This window comes from Pseudomonas sp. Ag1 (assembly GCF_000278565.1).
Classification (GTDB): Bacteria; Pseudomonadota; Gammaproteobacteria; order Pseudomonadales; family Pseudomonadaceae; genus Aquipseudomonas.
The window spans coordinates 220367-240303 of record NZ_AKVH01000110.1; the positions used below are offsets into that span (position 1 = coordinate 220367).

Genomic DNA, 19937 nt, shown 5'->3' on the forward strand with positions numbered 1-19937 from the left:
GAACCAAGCCTGCGCCGGAACGTCATCTACAGTGAACTGTGCGCAATCAATTCAAAACGTAACGGAGAACCACACTATGAGCACTGATGGTGCTTCAAGTCCAAGTCGCCTGCTGCCCAGGCTGCTGGGGATCTTGCTGCTGATAATGGGCCTGGCCTTGTTGGCCGGGGGGATCAAGCTGAGCATGCTCGGCGGGTCGCTGTATTACCTGCTGGCCGGTCTCGGCATCACCGTCACAGGCCTGTTGCTGCTGGCTACACGCCGTGCGGCGCTGGGCTTGTACGCACTGGTGCTGTTTGCCAGCACCGTATGGGCGCTGTGGGAAGTCGGCCTGGACTGGTGGCAACTGGTACCGCGCCTGGCCCTGCTGTTTGCCCTCGGCATCGTCATGCTGCTCCCGTGGTTCCGCCGTCCGTTGCTGCGTGGCCAAGCCTCGCCGCTGGGCACTGGCGCGCTGAGCGTCGCGGTGGTACTGGCCGGCGCCGCTGCATTGGCCAGCCAATTCACCGACCCGGGCGCCATGGTCAAGAAAGGCCAGCTGGACCGCGATGCGGTACCGGGCATGGCCAGCACTGCGCCAGCCCAGGCTGATGGTGACTGGAACTCCTATGGCCGTTCGGCCTTCGGTGATCGTTACTCGCCACTCGCACAGATCACTCCGGAAAACGCCCACAAGCTGGTTCCAGCCTGGACCTTCCGTACTGGCGACATCCCTGGCCCAGGCGATCCCGGTGAAACCACCGCGGAAAACACCCCGCTGAAAGTCAACGGCATGCTCTACGTGTGCACGCCTCACAGCCAGGTGATTGCCCTGGACCCGGACACCGGCAAGGAAATCTGGCGTTTCGACCCGAAGATCAGCAGCGAAGGTGCTGCCAACTTCAAGGGTTGGGCGCACATGACCTGCCGTGGCGTGTCGTATCATGATGACGCGGTCTATGCCTCGGAACAGAGCCCGACTGGCAGCGCCAGCCCGGCCGCCGCGCCGAATGCCTGCCCGAAACGCATTTTCGTCCCTACCGCCGACACCCGTCTGATCGCCCTGAACGCCGACACCGGCAAGATGTGCGAAGACTTCGGTGACAAAGGCCAGATCGACTTGCGTGCCAACATCGGCACCTTCGCCCCGGGCGGTTACTACTCCACCTCGCCACCGGCCGTCACCAAGAACCTGGTGGTAATCGGCGGTCACGTGACCGACAACGTCTCCACCGACGAGCCTAGCGGCGTGATCCGTGCGTTCGACGTGCACACCGGCAAGCTGGTGTGGAACTGGGACAGCGGCAACCCGGACGACACCACCCCGTTGGCCGAGGGCAAGACTTACACCCGCAACTCGCCAAACATGTGGTCGATGTTCGCGGTGGACGAAAAACTCGGCATGCTCTACCTGCCGATGGGTAACCAGATGCCCGACCAGTACGGCGGCGACCGGACTCCGGACTCCGAGAAGTACAGCGCCGGCCTGACTGCCCTGGACATCGACAGCGGCCACGTGAAGTGGACCTTCCAGTTCACTCACCATGACCTGTGGGACATGGACGTGGGCGGCCAGCCTTCGCTGATCGACATCAAGACCGCTGACGGCGTGAAGCAAGCGGTGATGGCGTCGACCAAGCAAGGCAGCATCTACGTGATCGACCGCTCGAACGGTCAGCCTGTAGTGCCGATCAATGAAATCCCTGTACCGCAAGGCGCAGTGGCCGGCGATCACACCGCACCGACCCAACCGAAGTCCGACCTGAACTTCATGCCACCGCCCCTCAAGGAGCGTGACATGTGGGGCGTGACGCCGTTCGACCAGATGCTGTGCCGGATTGACTTCAAATCCATGCGCTACGACGGTCCGTTCACCCCGCCGTCGCTGCAGGGCTCGATCGTTTACCCAGGTAACTTCGGCGTGTTCGACTGGGGTGGCATTTCCGTCGACCCGGTTCGCCAGATCGCGTTCGTGAACCCAAGCTACATGGCGTTCAAATCGAAACTGATCCCGGCCGCCGACATTGCCAAGCAAGGCCCACGGGTCAGCGAAACCGAAGGCGTGCAGCCGAACAAAGGCGCGCCATACGGTGTGATCCTCGAAGCCATGCTGTCGCCACTGGGCCTGCCGTGCCAGGCGCCGGCGTGGGGTTATGTGGCCGCGGTCGACCTGACCAACCACCAGACCATCTGGATGCACAAGAATGGCACCGTGCGTGACAGCTCGCCGGTTCCGATTCCACTGACCATGGGCGTGCCAAGCCTGGGCGGGACTTTCACCACCGCCGGTGGCGTGTCCTTCCTCAGCGGTACCCTTGACCAGTACCTGCGTGCCTATGACGTGAAAAACGGCAAGCAGTTGTGGGAAGGCCGCCTGCCAGCAGGCGCGCAAACCACACCAATGACCTACACCGGCAAGGACGGCAAGCAGTACGTGCTGGTCATGGCCGGCGGTCATGGTTCCCTGGGCACCAAGCAGGGTGACTATGTGATGGCGTTCAAACTGCCGGATTAAGCAAAACCGGCAGTAAGAAAAAGGCGGCTACCTAAGTGGGTAGCCGCCTTTTTTTATGCGTGAAATAAAGCGATCCGATAGCGCCGATGTATTTAAAAGTTTACTCGGAAAAGTCCTATACCTCCCCAAAAGTCTTTCCCTCAACTTTGGCCCTGCGCCATCCGGCGCTCACTGTCGCCAGTAAATCCCCAGCCAAACAAACGTTATCTATATGACGTGCTGTAACTAACATGGAGTTTTCATCATGACGGACCTCAACAGCGTTGAATCAATACCTGCAGTCCAGCATAGCCAGGTGCCCGGGATCCTGGCGCTCGAGCAACTCGACACACTCAGCCTGGAAAAACTTATTCGCGGAGAAATACTTGCCATCCGGGTACCTGACTACGCGAATGAACAAACCAGCGAAGTACTAAATAAACATATCAACGAAACGGCGACGCTCCAGGAATATAACCACGAGACCTATGAGCACGGAAAAGTTGTCCAGCATTTCTATGGTGTCCATCGCTGGGGAACACCGTTCAACTCCACCTACGGCAAGGCCGCAGACAGCTATTCGCAACAGAAATACTACGCAGACGCCACCCACATGCGCTGCGTGATCGATGACCTCTGTGCCCCGCGCAAACCACCCATCCATCTACTGATGGAGCATATCCGGCAGGTGTGGCCAGAAGGTGCGACAACCGCGGCGTTCCAGGGCCAGCCGATGTTCTGCGGCATTATCCGCGCCATGTTCCCGGAGACAGCCCACCTCTCCGAAACAGTCCCCCATGTCGATTGCCTGCCCTTGTCGATTGCCGAACTGGAACATCAATTCAGCGCGAATATTTACCTCGAAGTACCACCTTCGGGAGGTGAACTGGTCATTTGGGATACCGAGGCGTTTACCTACGACGAGGTCATCCGTTTCGAAGGGGCGGAACTGCCCGAAGATCGTTTGCAAAAACCGCTGCGCATCCAGCCGCAGAAAAACGAACTGGTGATTATCAATACTCGCCGTCCCCATGCCATTTGCGGTTTCGATTCAGGCAAGCGCATCAGCATCCAGTCGTTTATCGGCTATACCACTGGCCAGCCGTTTTACTTCTGGTGCTAACGCCTTTATTTCTCTTTCTGACGGACACCCTGATATGACACCTGAAGAATTCCGCCGACATGGCCACGCCATGATCGACCTGATTGCAGACTATCGACAAAACATCGAGCAACGCGGTGTGCAACCCACCACGGCCCCGGGCGAAATCAGGTCCGCATTGCCGGCCAGCCCGCCTGAGACAGCTGAACCGTTCGAACAGATCATGGGCGACGTCGAAACACTGATCATGCCCGGTCTATTGCATTGGCAGCATCCAAGCTTCTTCGGGTTCTTCCCGTCGAATGTGGAACTGTCCTCCGTCCTCGGCGATTGCTTGAGTACCGGCCTGGGCGTGGTGGGATTGTCGTGGCAATCGAGCCCGGCCCTGACCGAAATCGAGGAAGTCACCACCGATTGGCTGCGCGACATGATCGGCCTGAGCGCCAACTGGAGCGGAGTGATCCAGGACTCGGCCTCGACCTCCACCCTGGTGGCGCTGATCAGCGCCCGCGAACGCAGCTCCCACTACGCGCTGATGCACGATGGCCTGCAAAACAGCGGCGCCCCCTTGATCGTCTACACCTCGGCCCACGCCCATAGTTCAGTGAACAAGGCCGCGATCCTGGCGGGGTTCGGCCAGAACAATATCCGTACCGTGGCAACCGACGAACACAATGCAATGTCACCGCATGCGTTGGAGCGGGCAATCGAACAAGACCTGGCTGCCGGGAACAGACCCTGTGTGGTGATTGCGACCACCGGCACAACGGCAGCCATGGCCATCGACCCCCTGGAAGCCATCGGCGCCCTGACGCAACGCCACGGCCTGTGGTTGCATGTCGACTCAGCCATGGCCGGGGCCGCGATGATCCTCCCGGAATGCCGCGCGCTGTGGCACGGCATCGAGAACGCCGACTCGCTGGTCCTCAACCCTCACAAATGGCTGGGGGCGGCGTTTGATTGCTCGGTGTACTTTGTACGCGACCCCGAGCACTTGATTCGCATCATGACCACCAACCCCAGCTATCTACAGTCCAAGGCTGACGGCCAGGTCAGGAACTACCGCGACTGGCGGATCTCCCTGGGCAGCCGTTTCCGCGCGCTGAAGCTGTGGTTCCTGATCCGCGAGCAAGGCGTCAGCGGCCTGCAGGCTCGGCTGCGGCGTGACCTGGCGAATGCCCGCTGGCTGGCAGAACAGATTGAAGGCAGCAAACACTGGAAACTGGTAGCCGCCGTTACCCTGCAAACCTTGTGCATTCGCCACGAGCCACCAGGCCTTGATGGTGAGGCGCTGGATAACTACACCCGGGCCTGGGCGGAAAAGCTCAACCATTCAGGCAGCGCCTACGTCACCCCCGCCGTGCTCGACGAGCGCTGGATGGTACGCGTGTCCATTGGCGCGCTGGGGACGGAGCGCCACCACGTCGAAGGCTTGTGGGAACGGTTGCAAAGCCTGGTCGATGCAACGGTGGAACACTGAAAGACCGGCGTCGGTGCAGCCACCGACGCCCTAGACCGGCACGCGCTCGCGGCGCATCCACATCTCAAACGCCATGGCATTCAACGGCCGGCTGATCAGATAGCCCTGGGCCGTGTCGCACTTCCAGAGCTTGAGCAGCTTGAGGCTGGGCTCGAACTCCACCCCTTCGGCCACCACCTTGAGCCCCAGGTTGTGGCTCATTTCGATGGTCGAGCGCACGATCACGCCGTCGCCGGAAGTGCTGTCGAGGTTGCGCACAAACGACTGGTCGATCTTCAATTCCTGCACCGGCAGGCGTTGCAGTTGCGCCAGGGATGAATAGCCGGTGCCGAAGTCATCCACCGACAGGCTGATGCCACAAGCGCGCAGTTGCTCCAGCACGCTGAGGGCCTGGGCCGGGTTGTGCATGATCGCGCTTTCGGTGATTTCGAAAATCAGTTGCCGGGCCGATACCCGGTAGTGCGCCAGCAACTCGGTCACCCGCGGGGCCAGGCCGTCATCGGCCAGGTCATCCACCGAGATGTTCACCGACAACTGCACCTCCAACCCGCGCACCGCCCACTCGGCCAGTTGGCGAATGGCTTCTTCGATCACCCACTGGGTCAGGCTGCCCATGCTGCCGGTGCGCTCGGCCAGGGGAATGAACTCGGCCGGCGACACCAGGCCCAGGGTCGGGTGCTGCCAGCGCAACAGCGCTTCGGCCTGGCGCACATGGCCATGGTGCAGGTCGAGCTTGGGCTGGTAACACAGGTACAACTCGCCCTCAGTCGGCGCCCGACGCAGGTCACGAATCAGGCTGATCTGGCGTTGATGGGCGAGGTCGCGGTCCTGCTGGTAGATCTGCAAGTAACCCGGGAACGCTGCCGCATCGTGGCGGGCAATCGCGGCGCGGCTGATCAGCTCTTCAACCTGCTGGCCGTCGGCCGGGTAGGCGGCGATGCCGATGCTCACTTCGTGGCGCAATTCATCGCCACCAATGCGCTGGGGTTCGGTGAGCAGCCCATACAAGCGGTCAGCCAGGGCCACCGCGCGGTCGATCGCGGTGTTTTCCAGCAGCAGCAAAAACTCGCTGCCGGTGATGCGCGCGGCGGTGTCGCTGGCCGACAGGCTCGACAGCAGGCAGCGGCTGGCTTCGCGGAGCATTTCTTCCACGCCTTCCGGGCCGTAGCCTTCGTTGATCACCCGGTAGTTTTCAATCCCCAGGTACAGCAACACCACCGGCCGGCCAGCGCTGATGGCGCTGCCCAGGCGCTCCATGGCCAGCGCGCGGTTAGGCAGGCCGGTGAGCGGGTCGTGCAAGGCGTTGTGGGCCAGTTGTCGCTCGCGTACCGCGATCCCGGTTTGCATGGCGTTGAAGGCCTGGGCCAGCAGGCCGAATTCATCGTGGCTGCGCACCTGTACCGGTGTGCGGTAGTCACCGGCCCCGATGCGTTCGGCCGCCTGCACCAACGCATTGAGTGGGCGTGAAACCCGCCGCGCCAGAAACAACGCACCCGCGAGCGACACCAGCAGCACCACCAGGGCGATCGCGAGAAATTGCCGGTCCAGCGGCGCGAAGGATTCAAGGGCGTGGTCCAGCGGGCTTTGCAGCAGCACCCGGACCTCGCCACCGTCTGCCGTGTTGCCCAACGGCAGCACCTGGCTGAGATAGCGCTGGCCGTGGAACAGGTTCAATTGCGCCACCGGAGTGATGTACGCGCCCTGCAGGTCGCTGGCAATCGACGCCTGTAGCGCCTCGGGCTGAGTACTGAACAATTCGCCGGGCTGACCATGCTGCGCGCTGATGAACGACACTTCCAGGTTGCTCATGGAGCGCAATTCACTGGCAAAGATTTCGTCCATGGGAAAGCCCATGGCGACACGGGCGATCGGCGCGGGGTCGACGACTTCCTGTTGCACCAGCAGGAAAGGCCGGCCATCCAGGGCCACGATCAACATTTGCAGGCCGCTGCGCCGGGCCTGGCGCAAGGCATCGTTATAGGGAAAGGCCTGGCCGGACGTCAGCGCCGGTAACGTGCTGACCATCACGCGGCCGTCGAGCCCCAGCACAAATACCTCGCTGGAACTCAGGCCGGTACCATGCCGGCGCAGGGTCGCGAGAATCGCGTCGGGCTCGCCATCGGCGACAGCCTGGCGAAACGGCAGGTCCGCCGTCAGCCAGTTCAAGCCGTATTGCAGGCGCCGGCCACGCAGGTCGAGCAGGCGTTCGAACACCTGGCTGCCGGTTTCCAACTGCACCTGAGCCTGGTTTTCCACGGCGCGATTGGTGGCGGTTTTCACCGCGAAATACACCGCCGCCACGACCACCAGCAACAGCAGCGCCAGCACCCCGGCAATCCGGGTTTGAAACGTATGGCGCCACCTCATTCTGTTGCCCTCTGGCAGCGCCTGCCCCCTCCAGCCGAAACGTCCCTTCGTCATACGCGTCCCTCGCGACAGCTGAACCGGCGTCAAATAAATATCCTTTTTACAGGGATATTTGAATTATCCAGATTAGCTGCGCAAGAGAAGAAGTGCACCCAATAAATACGGGAGTTTATATGTCATTAATTTGGCGACAGGCTGCCGTTACGACGTTCGCGCCCGCATGAAGTCCCCCCAACGCCGCACGAGATAGTTGTGCTCATCCATCACCGAGTTCCACACCGCGATATGCCCCATGCGCTGTTCATAGGAACCGCCGTCGCGCACGTCACCCACATCGATCAGCGGCAAGCCATCGCTGCCCAACAGCTCTTCCCGGGCGGGCAGCCCGACGTACCAGTAGTCCCATTCGGCACTGCTCAGGTGATCACGGCTGCGAGCCGGGTTGCCGATGTAATAACCCTGGCGCGCCATCACCGCACCCGGCCAGCCGGACAGCCACCAGTTGAGGTAGGCATAGGCCGCATCCAGCACCGGGCCCTTGGCATGGCGCGACAGCGACAACCCGCCGAACCAGGCGCGATAGCCTTCACGGGGCACCGCCAGGCGGTATTTGACCCCGGCCCGATGCAGGCGCATCAGGGTCGGTGACCACAGGCTCTGGATATCGATGCTCGGGCTGAGCATCAGTTGCGCGGCTTCCTCGTCATCGGACCAGAACGCCGCGAAGTGGCCTTCCTTCTGTTTACGCACCAGGATATCGGCCAGTACATCGATCTCTTCGATGCTCATGTTGCCGATGTCCTTGAAGCTCGCGAGGCCCGCGCCTTGCACGGCCAGCGCCGCGTCCAGGGCGCCGATGGCGGCGTCGCTCTGCAACGCAGTGCGTGCGCCCCAGGCCGGGTCCAGCAACCAGCCCCAACTCTCGTTGGCGCGGTTGAACCCTTCGGGCAAGCGCTCGGGGCGGTAGGCGAAACTGTCGGCGTTGTGGGTCAGGGGCAGCATGCTGATGCGTTCGGTGACGGTGCTGCCGAGGCTGCCGTCGTGCTGCACGAAGAGGCGCTCGCTGGGCACACTGCCGCTGCCCAGACGGTCGTTGGCGGACAAGCGTCCGCGCTTGGGCAGGTCGTTGATCTCGTGCCACAGCGCGATGCGCCGGGTGTCGATCGGCTGGATCGCCCGCGCCGGCCACACGAAGTCGACGTTGTGAAACCACTGGTCGTAGAGGTCGTAGCTGTCAGGCTGCATCACCGCAATGCGCTGGGCCTGCTCGACATCATGCACCTGGTACACCAGGCGAATGCCCAGCTCTTTTTCCGCTCGCACACGCAAGGTTTCGAGCAAGGTCACCGAGGTGCCGAGGACGCGAAGCGTGATCATGCGGCGAACCTTCTGGAGAACACTTCAAAGGAGCGCCGCAGCAGAGCCGGGTCAAGCCCGCGCAGGATAAACACCAAGCGCGATTGCCGATCGGTCCCCGGCCAGGCAGGCAGGTGAACCGGGGCATGCAGACAATGCTGCACGCCATGAATGACGATGGGAGCGTTACTGGCGTTCACGTTGAGCAGTCCTTTGACGCGAAGAATACGTTCGCCGTGGCATCTTAACAGCATCGATAACCAGACCCCGAAACCGACCCAATCCAGCGGCTGATCGAAGGTCAGGCAACAGACTTGCGCAGCGCCGTGGTTGGCGGCGGTGGTTTGATGGAGTTTCCAGCGGCGGACTTCTGCAACGGGCTCGGCACTGCGCAGGCCTTCGCCAAGCAGCAGTTGTTCACCGCTGTCGATATCGCAGGTATTGAGGATCGGCGTACCGGCGTTCAGTGCCTGCAAGTGCAAGCGCAACGGGCCACAGTCTTCGACGAGGTCGGTCTTGCTCAACAGCAGGCGATCGGCAGCGGCCACTTGCGCCAGCCATTCCGGGTGCAGGCGCTCTTGCAAAGCGGCGTGGCTGGCGTCCACCAGCGTCACCACCAGGCCGATATGAAAGCGCCCGCGCAGTTGCACGTCGTTGTTCAACGTGGCGAGGATTGGCGCCGGGTCGGCCAGGCCGGTAGTTTCCAGGATCACCCGCTTGAAGGGCGGAATCTCGCCCCGCTCACGACGCTGCAACAGGCCGAGCAAGGCGTCTTTCAACTCGCCGCGAATCGAACAGCACACGCAGCCGCTGGGCAGCAGTACGGTGTCCGGCGCGACTTCTTCCACCAGCAGGTGGTCGATGCCGACGTCGCCGAACTCATTGATCAGCAACGCCGTGTCGCCGAGGCTTTCACCTTGCAGCAGGCGCTTGAGCAAGGTGGTCTTGCCGCTGCCGAGGAAGCCGGTGATGACGTTTAGCGCGATGCTCATAGTTCTACCTCAATGATGCCCCTGCAGGAGTCCGGCTTGCCGGCGATGGCGATATCAAGGACGCCATCGCCGGCAAGCCGGGCTCCTACAGTTCCAGATGATCGAGCAGGCGCGGGTCCAACGGGTCCAGCGGTCGACCGAGCATGGTCTCTGCCGCCTGCCACAATTGATCCAGGCCGCTGGCCAGTTCCTGTTTGCCGGTGGCGCCCAGCAGCAGATAGGACGCGCCCTGGAAGTCTTCGACCTTGAGCCGGAACACCGCCAGCACCTGGTTGATCGCCGCGATTCGGCGCAGGCGTTCGCGTCGGCGCGGCAATTCATCGCCCAAGGGATCGCTCCAGTGCAGGTCTTCGCCCAGCAGGCCGCAAAGTCCGCACATGCTTAGTACCCGCTCATGGCATGACGTCGCCGGAGTTCGGGCCAAGGGTCTGGCCGACGAACAGATTGCCGCCCGGCTCGCTGGCCAGCAGCACGGCAGTCGGTGCGACTTCGTCCGCCAGGCCGAAACGCCCCAGGGGCAACTCGGCGGCCTTGGCGCGTTTCCAAGTGTCGCTGATGCCGCCTACCAATGGCGTTTCGATGGGCCCGGGTGCGATAGCGTTGACCAGTACGTTGTCCTTGGCCACTTCCAGGGCCAGGGATTTAGTGAAGCCGATCACTCCGGCCTTGGCCGCCGCATAGTGCGTCAACTCGGCGCCGCCCTTGATCCCCAGTTGCGAGGCGACATTGATGATCCGGCCCCAGCGCTGGGCGATCATGTGAGGCAAGGCGCGCTGGCTGGCGACGAACACGCTGGTGAGGTCGACGCGCAGCATGTCGTTCCACATGTCCAGGGTCAGGTCGACGCAACGGGCCTGGGTCAGCATGCCGGCGTTGTTGACCAGGATGTCGATGCCGCCGTAGTGGGTGACGCAGGCATCGACGCTGGCCTGGGCGCCGTCGACGGTGCCGACATCGGCCACGCACTCGAGGACTTCGGCGCCGAGGTTGCGGCAGGTGATGGCGGTTTCGGCGAGGGTGGCGGCATCGCGGTCGGCCAGCAACAGGCGCGCGCCTTCGACGGCGTAGGCACGGGCGATGGCGGCGCCGATGCCGCTGCCGGCACCGGTGATCACGGCACGGCGGTTAGCGAGTTGGGGCATGGTGAACTCCTGAAATAATCAAACGGCGAACGCGGTCAAAAATGTGGGAGCGAGTCCGGCTTAAAACTGGGGGTTAGTCCGGCCAGCGCACGGTCAAGCCACCATCAATCACAATGCTCTGCCCGGTCAGGTAGCTCGACTCCTCACTGGTCAAAAACCGCACCAGGGACGCCACTTCATCCGCCCGCCCGACCCGGCCCAGCGGAATCGCCCGCGCCGCTTTCGCCAGCCCTTCCGGCCCGAGGGAGTTCTTCGCGTCCAGCGACTGCGGCGTCTCGATCAACCCCGGAATCACCGCGTTGCAACGAATCCCCAACGGCGCCAATTCCACCGCCAGCGACCGACACAACCCCGGCACGCCGGCCTTGGCCGCCGCATAGTGCGCGTGCTCCTGCCAGCCATACACACCACCGGCAATCGACGAAATCGCCACCAGCGCACCGCCTTCATGCATGTGCCGGGTTGCCGCCCGGAAGGTGCGCATCACCCCGGTCAGGTCGACGTTGAGCATCTCGTTCCACAGCTCGTCGGTCATCTCCAGCAGTGGCGCACGGCGTAACAAACCGGCGTTGGCCACCGCGTAATCGAGGCGACCGAAGTGCTGGACCGCCTGCGCCGCCAGGTTATCCACAGAGGTTGTATCGCCCACGTCCAGCGGCAACATCAGGCATTCACCGCCCGCCTCTTCCACCAGCGCAACCGTGTGATGCGGGTCATGGGGATCGGCCGGGTAATACCCACCCACCACCGCCACGCCGCTGCGGGCATACGCCACCGCGAGGGCCTGGCCGATGCCGCTGGCGGCACCGGTAATCAATGCAACTTTACGACTCATCGAATCAACTCCTTACTGGACGGTTTCCGGACGCACATGGCGCGCGGCAAACATCAACGCACCGGAGAGGAAGCACGGCACTGCGCCAAACCACAGCGCAGCGGTCTGCCAGTCACTCCCCGCCGACAACACCTGGGTCGCGCCGAACCCGGCAACCACCGCACCAATCGGCCCCATGGCATGGATGATCGCGCCACCGGTAGCCCGGATGCTGGTGGGGAAACTTTCACTGATGAAAAACAGCGCCGCCGAGTACGGCCCGATCAGGAAGAACAGGCCCAGGCTGTACAGCCCCACCACCATCGCCATGTTGCTCGGGCCAAACAGCATCCCGGCAAACGACAGCCCGCCGAGCATCCAGCCCAGGCCGATGACATTGCGCCGGCCGATCTTGTCGCCCATCCAGCCGTGGCTGAGGTAGCCGCAGTAGCCCACCAGGTTCGACAGCACGAGGATGATCAGCGAGTTCTCGAACGAGATGTGGTGCACGCTGACGATCACCGACGTACCCAGCACGCTGAACACCTGGATCGCCGCCCAGTTGAGCAGCAGCGCCGCACCGATCACCAGGGTTGCACGGCGGGCCGGGCCACGGAATGCGGCCTTGAGGCCGGCCTTGCTGTGTTCGTCATAGTCCACGCCGTAGGTCACGGCGACGTTTTGCGCTTCCTTCACCGCGCCGCTTTTACGCAGCTCGCTGATACGCTGGTGAATCTGGAACTGCGGGCTTTCCTTGAGCTTGCGCGCCATGACCGCGATCACAATCGCCGGGATCGCCGCAAACACGAAGCACCCCTGCCAGCCAATCACCGGCAGCAACAGCGCGGTCAAACCCGCCGCGATCAACGCGCCCACCGGCCAGCCGCCCTGCACCAGGCTGTAGATAAAGCCGCGACGCTTGGCCAATTTTGGATCATCGGAAGCCGCGTACAGCTCGCTCAAGTAAGTCGCGTTGACGGTTTCCTCGGCATACCCCAGGCCGCCCAGCGAACGGATCAGGATCAACGACGACTTGCCCCACGCGCCGCCAATGGCGGTGAGCGCCGAGCAGATCGCCGAACCGGCCACAGTGAAAATAATCCCTTTGCGCCGACCCAGTTTGTCCACGATCGGACCGATGGCCAGCGCGACCACGGCGGTGCCTACCGCCACCCATGTCGCAATCTCCGCCTGCTCCACTTCACCCCAGTTAAAGTGCCGCCCGATTTCCGGCAGCAAGGTGCCGAAAAGGATGAAGTCATACACCGCAAACACCCAGGCGAAAAACGCGATCCAGGTGGCGAAACGCACTTCCTTGGGCGTCAGTTGCCGGGGTTTCCAGCCAGTCAGATCAAGCTTGTTGTAGATAGACATGAATCGCGCCTCGGGAGGTTGGCCAGGGTTTAGGTACGGGTGTCAGGTACGCGGTTGGCGGCGGATAAAGTCATCGGCGATTTCGTCGAAGGTGACGAAGCGCACGCCGGCATGGCTCTGGATGTGTTCGATCAGCCGCTCAAGCATCAGCAGCACTTGCGGGCGGCCGGACACGTCGGGGTGGATGGTCATGGTGAACACCGCGTGTTCGTGCTCGCGGTAGACCCAGTCGAACTGGTCGCGCCACATTTCTTCGAGGTGACGCGGGTTGACGAAGCCGTGGCTGTTGGGGGCTTTCTTGATGAACATCATCGGCGGCAGGTCGTCTAGGTACCAGTTGGCCGGGATCTCCACCAGGTCGGTTTCTTCGCCGCGCACCAGGGGTTTCATCCAGGTGTCGGGGTGCTGGCTGTAGTCGATCTTGGTCCAGGTGTCGCCCTTGCGCACGTAGTACGGGTGGAAGTCGTTGTGCATCAGGCTGTGGTCGTACTTGATGCCTTTTTTCAGCAGCAGTTCGTTGGTGACCTTGCTGAATTCCCACCACGGCGCGACGTAGCCGGTGGGGCGTTTGCCGGTGACCTGGGTGATCAGCTCGATGGACTTGTCGAGGACGATTTCTTCCTGCTCGGCCGTCATCGCAATCGGGTTTTCGTGGCTGTAGCCGTGCACACCGATTTCGTGACCGGCGTCGGCCACCGCCTTCATCTGCTCGGGGAAGGTTTCCATCGAGTGGCCGGGAATAAACCAGGTGGTGCGCAGGCCGTAGCGCTCGAACAATTTGAGCAGGCGTGGCGCACCGATTTCACCGGCGAACAGGCCGCGGGAAATGTCGTCCGGGGAATCTTCGCCGCCATAGGAACCGAGCCAGCCGGCGACCGCGTCGACGTCGACGCCAAATGCACAGAGGATGTCTTTAGCCATGATGTGTCTCCTTAAAAAGTGAGTGCGGTTTCTACTGACAGCGCGGCCCGAAGCAGGCGCGCGTCTTCGCCGCTGGGGGCGCTGAGCAGCAGGCCGGTGGGCAGGCCCAGGGCATCGCGGCCGCTGGGCAGGCTGACGCCGGGCATGTCCAGCAGGCTGCCGGGCATGGTCAGGCGCAGGGTGGCGAGGTTGGTGCTGACGAACAGCTCAAAGTCGGCTTCCAACGGCGCCAGGGCCGGGGCCACATGGGCCACGGTGGGGGTGATGAGGATCGCGCCGTCGAGTTCGTCGACAAGCTGCTGTTGCAGGCGGCGACGGGCGTCGTACAGCGCCAGCAGTTGGCTGGCCGGCAGTGTGCGGGCCGCTTCAAGGCGACGGCGAACGCGGGGGTCGAGTTGCTCGGCATCAGGGCTGTCGAGCAGGGCTTCGTGGAGGGCGAAGGCTTCGAAGGCGCCGAGCCAGCCTTGGTGCAGGATCAGGTCGAGGGTGGCCTGGAAGGTCTTCGAGGGGCGCACGTCAATCAGCGCGCCATCTGCCTTCAATCGGTCCACACAACGTTGCAGGTTATCGCGCACCGCAGGTTCAACCCGTGCGTCTTCCAGCACACTTTGCTCGACCCAGAACCGCTGGCCATTGAGGCTGCGGGGCGGGCGTGGTGGGCGCTGGTCGCGACCATTGAGCAGGTCGTCGATGGCCAGTGCATCGCGCACGCTGCGGGTCAGCGGGCCGAGGCTGTCGAGGGTGTGAGCCAGCGGAAAAACGCCGTCGCGGCTGTAGCGCCGGCAACTGCTGCGATAACCGACCACGCCATTCAGCGCAGCCGGAATACGGATGGAGCCGGCGGTGTCGGTACCCATGGCGATCGGCACGATGCCGGCTGCCACGGCGACCGCCGAGCCCGACGACGAGCCGCCGGGAATCCGCGGTTGATCGACGCTGGCCGGGTTGTGCGGCGTGCCGAAATGCGGGTTCAGGCCCAGGCCGGAATAGGCCAGCTCGCTGAGGTTGGTCTTGCCGACGCTGACCATTCCGGCGCGGCACAACAGGCCCACACTTGGCGCGTCCAGCAAGGCGGCCGGCGCATTACGGCGATAGGCCGCGCCCGCCGTGGTAATGCTGCCGGCCACATCGAACAGATCTTTCCAGGCCAGTGGCACCCCGTCGAACACGCTCAACGGCTGGCCGGCACGCCAACGGGCGGCCGACGCTTCGGCCTCACGGCGAGCGCGCTCGGCGGTCAGGGAGATGAACACGCCGGGGGCCATGCTCGCGTGGGCAATTGCCTGTTCCAGGACCTGCACCGGGTCGCTGCGACCGCTGGCGAAATCCTCGGCCATTGAAGTGGCGTCTGACATGGGAACGACCTTTAAAAAATGTACATATTAATAAAATGTACATTTTACAAAGGCAGCTTTCGTGCCAGTCTTGTGGACAGCTCGGTTGCCACACCTGGCACTTTGGAGCAGATCCACGGGCTAGATGGGTTTCAGGCATTAAAAGAAATATCGGCTGGTGTTTAAGGCTCGCCAGGAATGAAATAATGTATCTTTTATTAATAAATACATTTTGGTGCAGAAAAGTAACATCAACCCTCTGAAGGCCCCAAAAAAGTGCCACCGACGTGGCGCAGAGTGACAGGCGCAACTATGAGAGAATCCCCGGCCACCGACCCGTTTGCTCCAGAGAGCCCGATGAAAGCAGTGTCAGCCTCGGCTTCCCGTTACGCGATGATTCACCAGGTTCTGCGCGACGCCATCACCCACGGCACCGCCCGCCATGGCCTGGTGTTGCTGGAAGCGCCGCTGGCCGAATTGTTCGGCACCAGCCGGGTGCCGGTGCGCAAGGCGCTGAACCTGTTGCATGACGAAGGACTGATCTGCCGCTTTGATGGCCGGGGTTACCTGATCAACCCCGACGGCCTGGACATGGAGCCGCTGCGCTTGCCCCTGAGCCATGCGCACCTGGGCCTCAACGGTGAAGATGAGTTGGTGGACACCCGGCCACTGGGGGAGCGCATCGTCGAGGAAATCGGCGCAGCGCTCTCGACCTGTATCGCCTTCGGGCATTATCGCCTCGATGAACAGGCCGCCGCCGAGCACTACAACGTCAGCCGCGCGGTGGTGCGTGAAGCGCTGATGCGCCTGCGGGACCGTGGCCTGGTGGAAAAGGAACCCTATTCCCAATGGCTGGCCGGGCCACTGACTGCCCGGGAAGTCACCGAAGACTACGAACTGCGCGCCTGCCTGGAGCCCGAGGCCCTGCGCCAGAGCGCGCCGAACCTCGACCGCGACCTGCTGCACGCCATGTTGCAGCGCGTGCTCGATGCGCAAAACAGCGCCCATTGCAGCCTGGAAGAGATCGAGCAGATCGAGGAAGACCTGCACCAGCACTGCCTCGCCGGCCTGCAAAATCGCAAGATCGCCGCGCTGATTCGCCAGGGGCAGAGCCCGATGATCATCAGCCGGATTTTCTACCGGCTGCTGGGCATCGGTGCCGATCCGGCGATGCTGGCCGAGCACCGGCTGATCCTTGAGCTGTTGCTGCATGGCGCCTTCGACGCCGCCGCCCTGAACCTGCGCGAGCACCTGCAACGGGCCCGGCAGCGGATGTTGCAGCGCTTGAAAGTGCTGTCGGTGCTGCCTGAACAACCTTTACCGGCCTACCTGCACAAACTCAGCTGACGAAATGCAATCGAAAATGTGGGAGCGGGCTTGCTCGCGAAGGCGGCGCATCAGTCACAGATGCATTGACTGACAGACCGCCTTCGCGAGCAAGCCCGCTCCCACATTTGTTCAGCGGTGCTTTTGAAAATATTGTGCAATATGTTGCTATCTCACCCCCCCCATTGAAACCACTGCCGACCCGCCCCATCTAACTTGCATACTTCCCTATGCAGGTGCCCCATGAGCGACCAGCAAGAATTCCCGGACATCGACCTCAACGACTACGCCGACCCGGAAAACGCTGAACACACTTCCGCCAACACTGGCTTGGCCCTCCCAGGGCAAAACCTGCCCGACAAGGTCTACATCATCCCGATCCACAACCGGCCTTTCTTCCCGGCGCAAGTGTTGCCGGTGATCGTCAATGAAGAGCCGTGGGCCGAAACCCTGGAGCTGGTGAGCAAGTCCGACCACCACTCCCTTGCCCTGTTCTTCATGGAAACCCCGCCTGAAGATCCGCGCCACTTCGACACCTCCAGCCTGCCGCTGTACGGCACCCTGGTGAAGGTGCACCACGCCAGCCGCGAAAACGGCAAGCTGCAATTTGTCGCCCAGGGCCTGACCCGCGTGCGGATCAAGACCTGGCTCAAACACCACCGCCCACCGTACCTGGTGGAAGTCGAATACCCGCACCAGCCAACCCAGCCGACCGACGAGGTCAAGGCCTACGGCATGGCGCTGATCAATGCGATCAAGGAACTGCTGCCGCTCAACCCGCTGTACAGCGAAGAACTGAAGAACTACCTCAACCGCTTCAGCCCCAACGACCCGTCGCCGCTGACCGACTTCGCCGCCGCCCTCACCTCGGCCACCGGCACTGAACTGCAGCAAGTGCTGGACTGCGTGCCCATGCTCAAGCGCATGGAAAAAGTCCTGCCGATGCTGCGCAAGGAAGTCGAAGTCGCGCGCCTGCAAAAAGAAATCTCCGCCGAAGTGAACCGCAAGATCGGCGAACACCAGCGCGAGTTCTTCCTCAAGGAACAACTCAAGGTCATCCAGCAAGAGCTGGGGCTGACCAAGGACGATCGCAGCGCCGACGTCGAGCAATTCGAACAACGCCTGGTGGACAAGGTCCTGCCGACCCAGGCGCAGAAACGCATCAGCGAAGAAATGAACAAGCTGTCGATCCTGGAAACCGGTTCGCCGGAGTACGCGGTCACCCGCAACTACCTGGACTGGGCCACCTCGGTGCCGTGGGGCGTGTATGGCGAGGACAAACTCGACCTCAAGCACGCTCGCAAGGTGCTCGACAAACACCACGCCGGCCTGGATGACATCAAGAGTCGCATCCTCGAGTTCCTCGCCGTGGGCGCCTATAAGGGCGAAGTCGCCGGCTCCATCGTGTTGCTGGTGGGCCCGCCAGGCGTGGGCAAGACCAGTGTCGGCAAATCGATTGCCGAATCACTCGGCCGGCCGTTCTACCGCTTCAGCGTCGGCGGCATGCGTGACGAGGCCGAGATCAAGGGCCATCGCCGCACCTACATCGGTGCGATGCCGGGCAAGTTGGTGCAAGCCCTCAAAGATGTGGAAGTGATGAACCCGGTGATCATGCTCGACGAGATCGACAAGATGGGCCAGAGCTACCAGGGCGACCCGGCCTCGGCCCTGCTCGAAACCCTCGACCCGGAACAGAACGTCGAATTCCTCGACCACTACCTGGACCTGCGCCTGGACCTGTCCAAAGTGCTGTTCGTGTGCACCGCCAACACCCTGGATTCGATCCCCGGCCCGTTGCTGGACCGGATGGAAGTGATTCGCCTGTCGGGCTACATCACCGAAGAAAAGGTCGCGATTGCCAAGCGTCACCTGTGGCCAAAGCAGCTGGAAAAAGCCGGCGTGTCGAAAAACAGCCTGTCCATCAGCGACGGCGCCCTGCGCGCCCTGATCGATGGTTACGCTCGCGAAGCCGGGGTGCGTCAGTTGGAGAAACAGCTGGGCAAACTGGTGCGCAAGGCGGTGGTCAAGCTGCTGGATGAGCAGGACTCGGTGATCAAGATCGGCAACAAGGACCTGGAAGCCTCCCTGGGCATGCCGGTGTTCCGTAACGAGCAAGTGCTGTCGGGCACCGGTGTGATCACCGGCCTGGCCTGGACCAGCATGGGCGGCGCGACCCTGCCGATCGAGGCGACGCGCATCCACACGCTGAACCGTGGCTTCAAGCTCACCGGGCAACTGGGTGAAGTGATGAAGGAATCGGCCGAGATTGCCTACAGCTACATCAGCTCGAACCTGAAGTCGTTTGGCGGTGACCCGAAGTTCTTCGATGAAGCCTTCGTGCACCTGCACGTGCCGGAAGGCGCCACGCCGAAAGACGGCCCGAGCGCGGGCGTGACCATGGCCAGTGCGCTGCTGTCGCTGGCGCGTAACCAGCCGCCGAAAAAAGGCGTGGCCATGACCGGTGAACTGACGCTGACCGGGCATGTGCTGCCGATTGGCGGGGTGCGCGAGAAGGTGATTGCGGCGCGGCGTCAGAAGATTCACGAGTTGATCTTGCCGGAGCCTAACCGGGGGAGCTTTGAAGAGCTGCCGGAGTACCTGAAGGAAGGGATGACGGTGCACTTTGCCAAGCGCTTTGCGGATGTGGCGAAGGTGTTGTTCTGATAGTTATGTAGCGCCTGAGCTGGCCTCTTCGCGAGCAAGCCCGCTCCCACACTTGACCGAGTCCATGCTTTGGAATGCGGTCGAATGTGGGAGCGGGCTTGCTCGCGAAGAGGCCGGTGCAGCCAACACAACGCCATCTGTCACACCTTGTCTCATCTTCGGTTATGCTCGCCCTTCGTCGTCAAACAACGGAGCCTCCATGACCGCTGCCCGCCTGCTTCTCCCCCTGAGCCTTTGCCTGCTCGCCGCCTGCGCCAGTGCGCCGAAGCAAAACGTCACCGTGGAAAAACAGAGCGCCTGCCCGCTGCAACTCAAGACCGGGCAAAACCTGATCCTGACCCTGCCCAGCAATCCCACCACCGGTTACCGCTGGGCCATCCAGGACTCGGCCGGCGGCGTGCTGCGCAGCCTGAGCCCCGAGGTCTACAGCAACACCGACGACACCGGCGTGGTCGGCAGTGGCGGCCAATCCACCTGGCGCTTCCAGGCCTTCAACGCCGGCCAGGGCCGTTTGCGCCTCACCTCACAACAACCCTGGGAGCCGGAAGCTGAACCGGCCGAAACCTTCGACTGCGCCATTACGGTGAACTGA

15 protein-coding genes are annotated in these 19937 nt (G+C 62.5%); 6 read left to right on the plus strand and 9 right to left on the minus strand.

Going from position 1 to position 19937, the window contains the following annotated elements; translation table 11 throughout:
* Positions 1-76 precede the first annotated feature (76 nt).
* The 3 genes from A462_RS05110 (at position 77) to A462_RS05100 (ending at position 5055) form a co-directional block, all read left to right on the plus strand.
* Positions 77-2494 carry a glucose/quinate/shikimate family membrane-bound PQQ-dependent dehydrogenase gene (locus A462_RS05110; protein ID WP_008438499.1) on the plus strand — a complete coding sequence of 806 codons (2418 nt, stop codon included), beginning with the start codon at positions 77-79 and terminating at the stop codon, positions 2492-2494.
* 244 nt (positions 2495-2738) lie between these two features.
* Complete coding sequence (locus tag A462_RS05105) at positions 2739-3596, plus strand: 2OG-Fe(II) oxygenase (RefSeq protein WP_008438500.1); 858 nt, start codon at positions 2739-2741, stop codon at positions 3594-3596.
* 34 nt (positions 3597-3630) lie between these two features.
* On the plus strand, positions 3631-5055 hold the full coding sequence (locus A462_RS05100) for a pyridoxal phosphate-dependent decarboxylase family protein (protein ID WP_008438501.1): 1425 nt from the start codon (positions 3631-3633) through the stop codon (positions 5053-5055).
* 30 nt (positions 5056-5085) lie between these two features.
* On the opposite strand, the gene A462_RS05095 is transcribed toward A462_RS05100, so the two are convergent.
* The 9 genes from A462_RS05095 to A462_RS05060 form a co-directional block, all read right to left on the minus strand.
* A complete protein-coding gene (locus A462_RS05095; protein WP_008438502.1) occupies positions 5086-7422 on the minus strand; it encodes a putative bifunctional diguanylate cyclase/phosphodiesterase in 2337 nt (778 codons plus the stop codon).
* Positions 7423-7623: 201 nt separating this feature from the next.
* A complete protein-coding gene (locus A462_RS05090; protein ID WP_008438503.1) occupies positions 7624-8799 on the minus strand; it encodes an ABC transporter substrate-binding protein in 1176 nt (391 codons plus the stop codon).
* Entirely contained in the window at positions 8796-9770 is a 975-nt protein-coding gene (locus A462_RS05085; RefSeq protein WP_008438504.1) for a CobW family GTP-binding protein, read from the minus strand. The genes A462_RS05090 and A462_RS05085 overlap by 4 nt, the downstream gene beginning before the upstream one ends.
* An 85-nt stretch (positions 9771-9855) precedes the next feature.
* Positions 9856-10149, minus strand: a complete 294-nt coding sequence (locus A462_RS0132765) for a hypothetical protein (RefSeq protein WP_003210398.1) — start codon at positions 10147-10149, stop codon at positions 9856-9858.
* 13 nt (positions 10150-10162) lie between these two features.
* Positions 10163-10912 carry an SDR family NAD(P)-dependent oxidoreductase gene (locus tag A462_RS05080; protein ID WP_008438505.1) on the minus strand — a complete coding sequence of 250 codons (750 nt, stop codon included), beginning with the start codon at positions 10910-10912 and terminating at the stop codon, positions 10163-10165.
* A 73-nt stretch (positions 10913-10985) separates the two neighbouring features.
* Positions 10986-11747 (minus strand): SDR family NAD(P)-dependent oxidoreductase, encoded by a 762-nt coding sequence (locus A462_RS05075; RefSeq protein ID WP_003210402.1) that lies wholly within the window; start codon positions 11745-11747, stop codon positions 10986-10988.
* 12 nt (positions 11748-11759) lie between these two features.
* Entirely contained in the window at positions 11760-13100 is a 1341-nt protein-coding gene (locus A462_RS05070) for an MFS transporter (protein WP_003210404.1), read from the minus strand.
* 42 nt (positions 13101-13142) lie between these two features.
* Positions 13143-14021 (minus strand): polysaccharide deacetylase family protein, encoded by an 879-nt coding sequence (locus tag A462_RS05065; RefSeq protein WP_003210406.1) that lies wholly within the window; start codon positions 14019-14021, stop codon positions 13143-13145.
* Between the two features lie 11 nt (positions 14022-14032).
* Positions 14033-15376, minus strand: a complete 1344-nt coding sequence (locus A462_RS05060) for an amidase (protein WP_032899782.1) — start codon at positions 15374-15376, stop codon at positions 14033-14035.
* Positions 15377-15712: 336 nt separating this feature from the next.
* Between A462_RS05060 and A462_RS05055 the strand changes: the two genes are divergently transcribed.
* The 3 genes from A462_RS05055 (at position 15713) to A462_RS05045 (ending at position 19937) form a co-directional block, all read left to right on the plus strand.
* Entirely contained in the window at positions 15713-16702 is a 990-nt protein-coding gene (locus tag A462_RS05055) for a GntR family transcriptional regulator (RefSeq protein WP_003210410.1), read from the plus strand.
* Between the two features lie 222 nt (positions 16703-16924).
* Positions 16925-19345, plus strand: a complete 2421-nt coding sequence (gene lon, locus A462_RS05050) for an endopeptidase La (RefSeq protein WP_008438507.1) — start codon at positions 16925-16927, stop codon at positions 19343-19345.
* A gap of 199 nt (positions 19346-19544) precedes the next feature.
* A complete protein-coding gene (locus tag A462_RS05045; protein WP_003210413.1) occupies positions 19545-19937 on the plus strand; it encodes a protease inhibitor I42 family protein in 393 nt (130 codons plus the stop codon).

Coding starts and splice junctions, on each gene's coding strand:
- A462_RS05110 (WP_008438499.1), top strand. CDS start 77: ATGAGCACTGATGGTGCTTCAAGTCCAAGTCGCCTGCTGCCCAGGCTG.
- A462_RS05105 (WP_008438500.1), top strand. CDS start 2,739: ATGACGGACCTCAACAGCGTTGAATCAATACCTGCAGTCCAGCATAGC.
- A462_RS05100 (WP_008438501.1), top strand. CDS start 3,631: ATGACACCTGAAGAATTCCGCCGACATGGCCACGCCATGATCGACCTG.
- A462_RS05095 (WP_008438502.1), bottom strand. CDS start 7,422: ATGAGGTGGCGCCATACGTTTCAAACCCGGATTGCCGGGGTGCTGGCG.
- A462_RS05090 (WP_008438503.1), bottom strand. CDS start 8,799: ATGATCACGCTTCGCGTCCTCGGCACCTCGGTGACCTTGCTCGAAACC.
- A462_RS05085 (WP_008438504.1), bottom strand. CDS start 9,770: ATGAGCATCGCGCTAAACGTCATCACCGGCTTCCTCGGCAGCGGCAAG.
- A462_RS0132765 (WP_003210398.1), bottom strand. CDS start 10,149: ATGTGCGGACTTTGCGGCCTGCTGGGCGAAGACCTGCACTGGAGCGAT.
- A462_RS05080 (WP_008438505.1), bottom strand. CDS start 10,912: ATGCCCCAACTCGCTAACCGCCGTGCCGTGATCACCGGTGCCGGCAGC.
- A462_RS05075 (WP_003210402.1), bottom strand. CDS start 11,747: ATGAGTCGTAAAGTTGCATTGATTACCGGTGCCGCCAGCGGCATCGGC.
- A462_RS05070 (WP_003210404.1), bottom strand. CDS start 13,100: ATGTCTATCTACAACAAGCTTGATCTGACTGGCTGGAAACCCCGGCAA.
- A462_RS05065 (WP_003210406.1), bottom strand. CDS start 14,021: ATGGCTAAAGACATCCTCTGTGCATTTGGCGTCGACGTCGACGCGGTC.
- A462_RS05060 (WP_032899782.1), bottom strand. CDS start 15,376: ATGTCAGACGCCACTTCAATGGCCGAGGATTTCGCCAGCGGTCGCAGC.
- A462_RS05055 (WP_003210410.1), top strand. CDS start 15,713: ATGAAAGCAGTGTCAGCCTCGGCTTCCCGTTACGCGATGATTCACCAG.
- lon (WP_008438507.1), top strand. CDS start 16,925: ATGAGCGACCAGCAAGAATTCCCGGACATCGACCTCAACGACTACGCC.
- A462_RS05045 (WP_003210413.1), top strand. CDS start 19,545: ATGACCGCTGCCCGCCTGCTTCTCCCCCTGAGCCTTTGCCTGCTCGCC.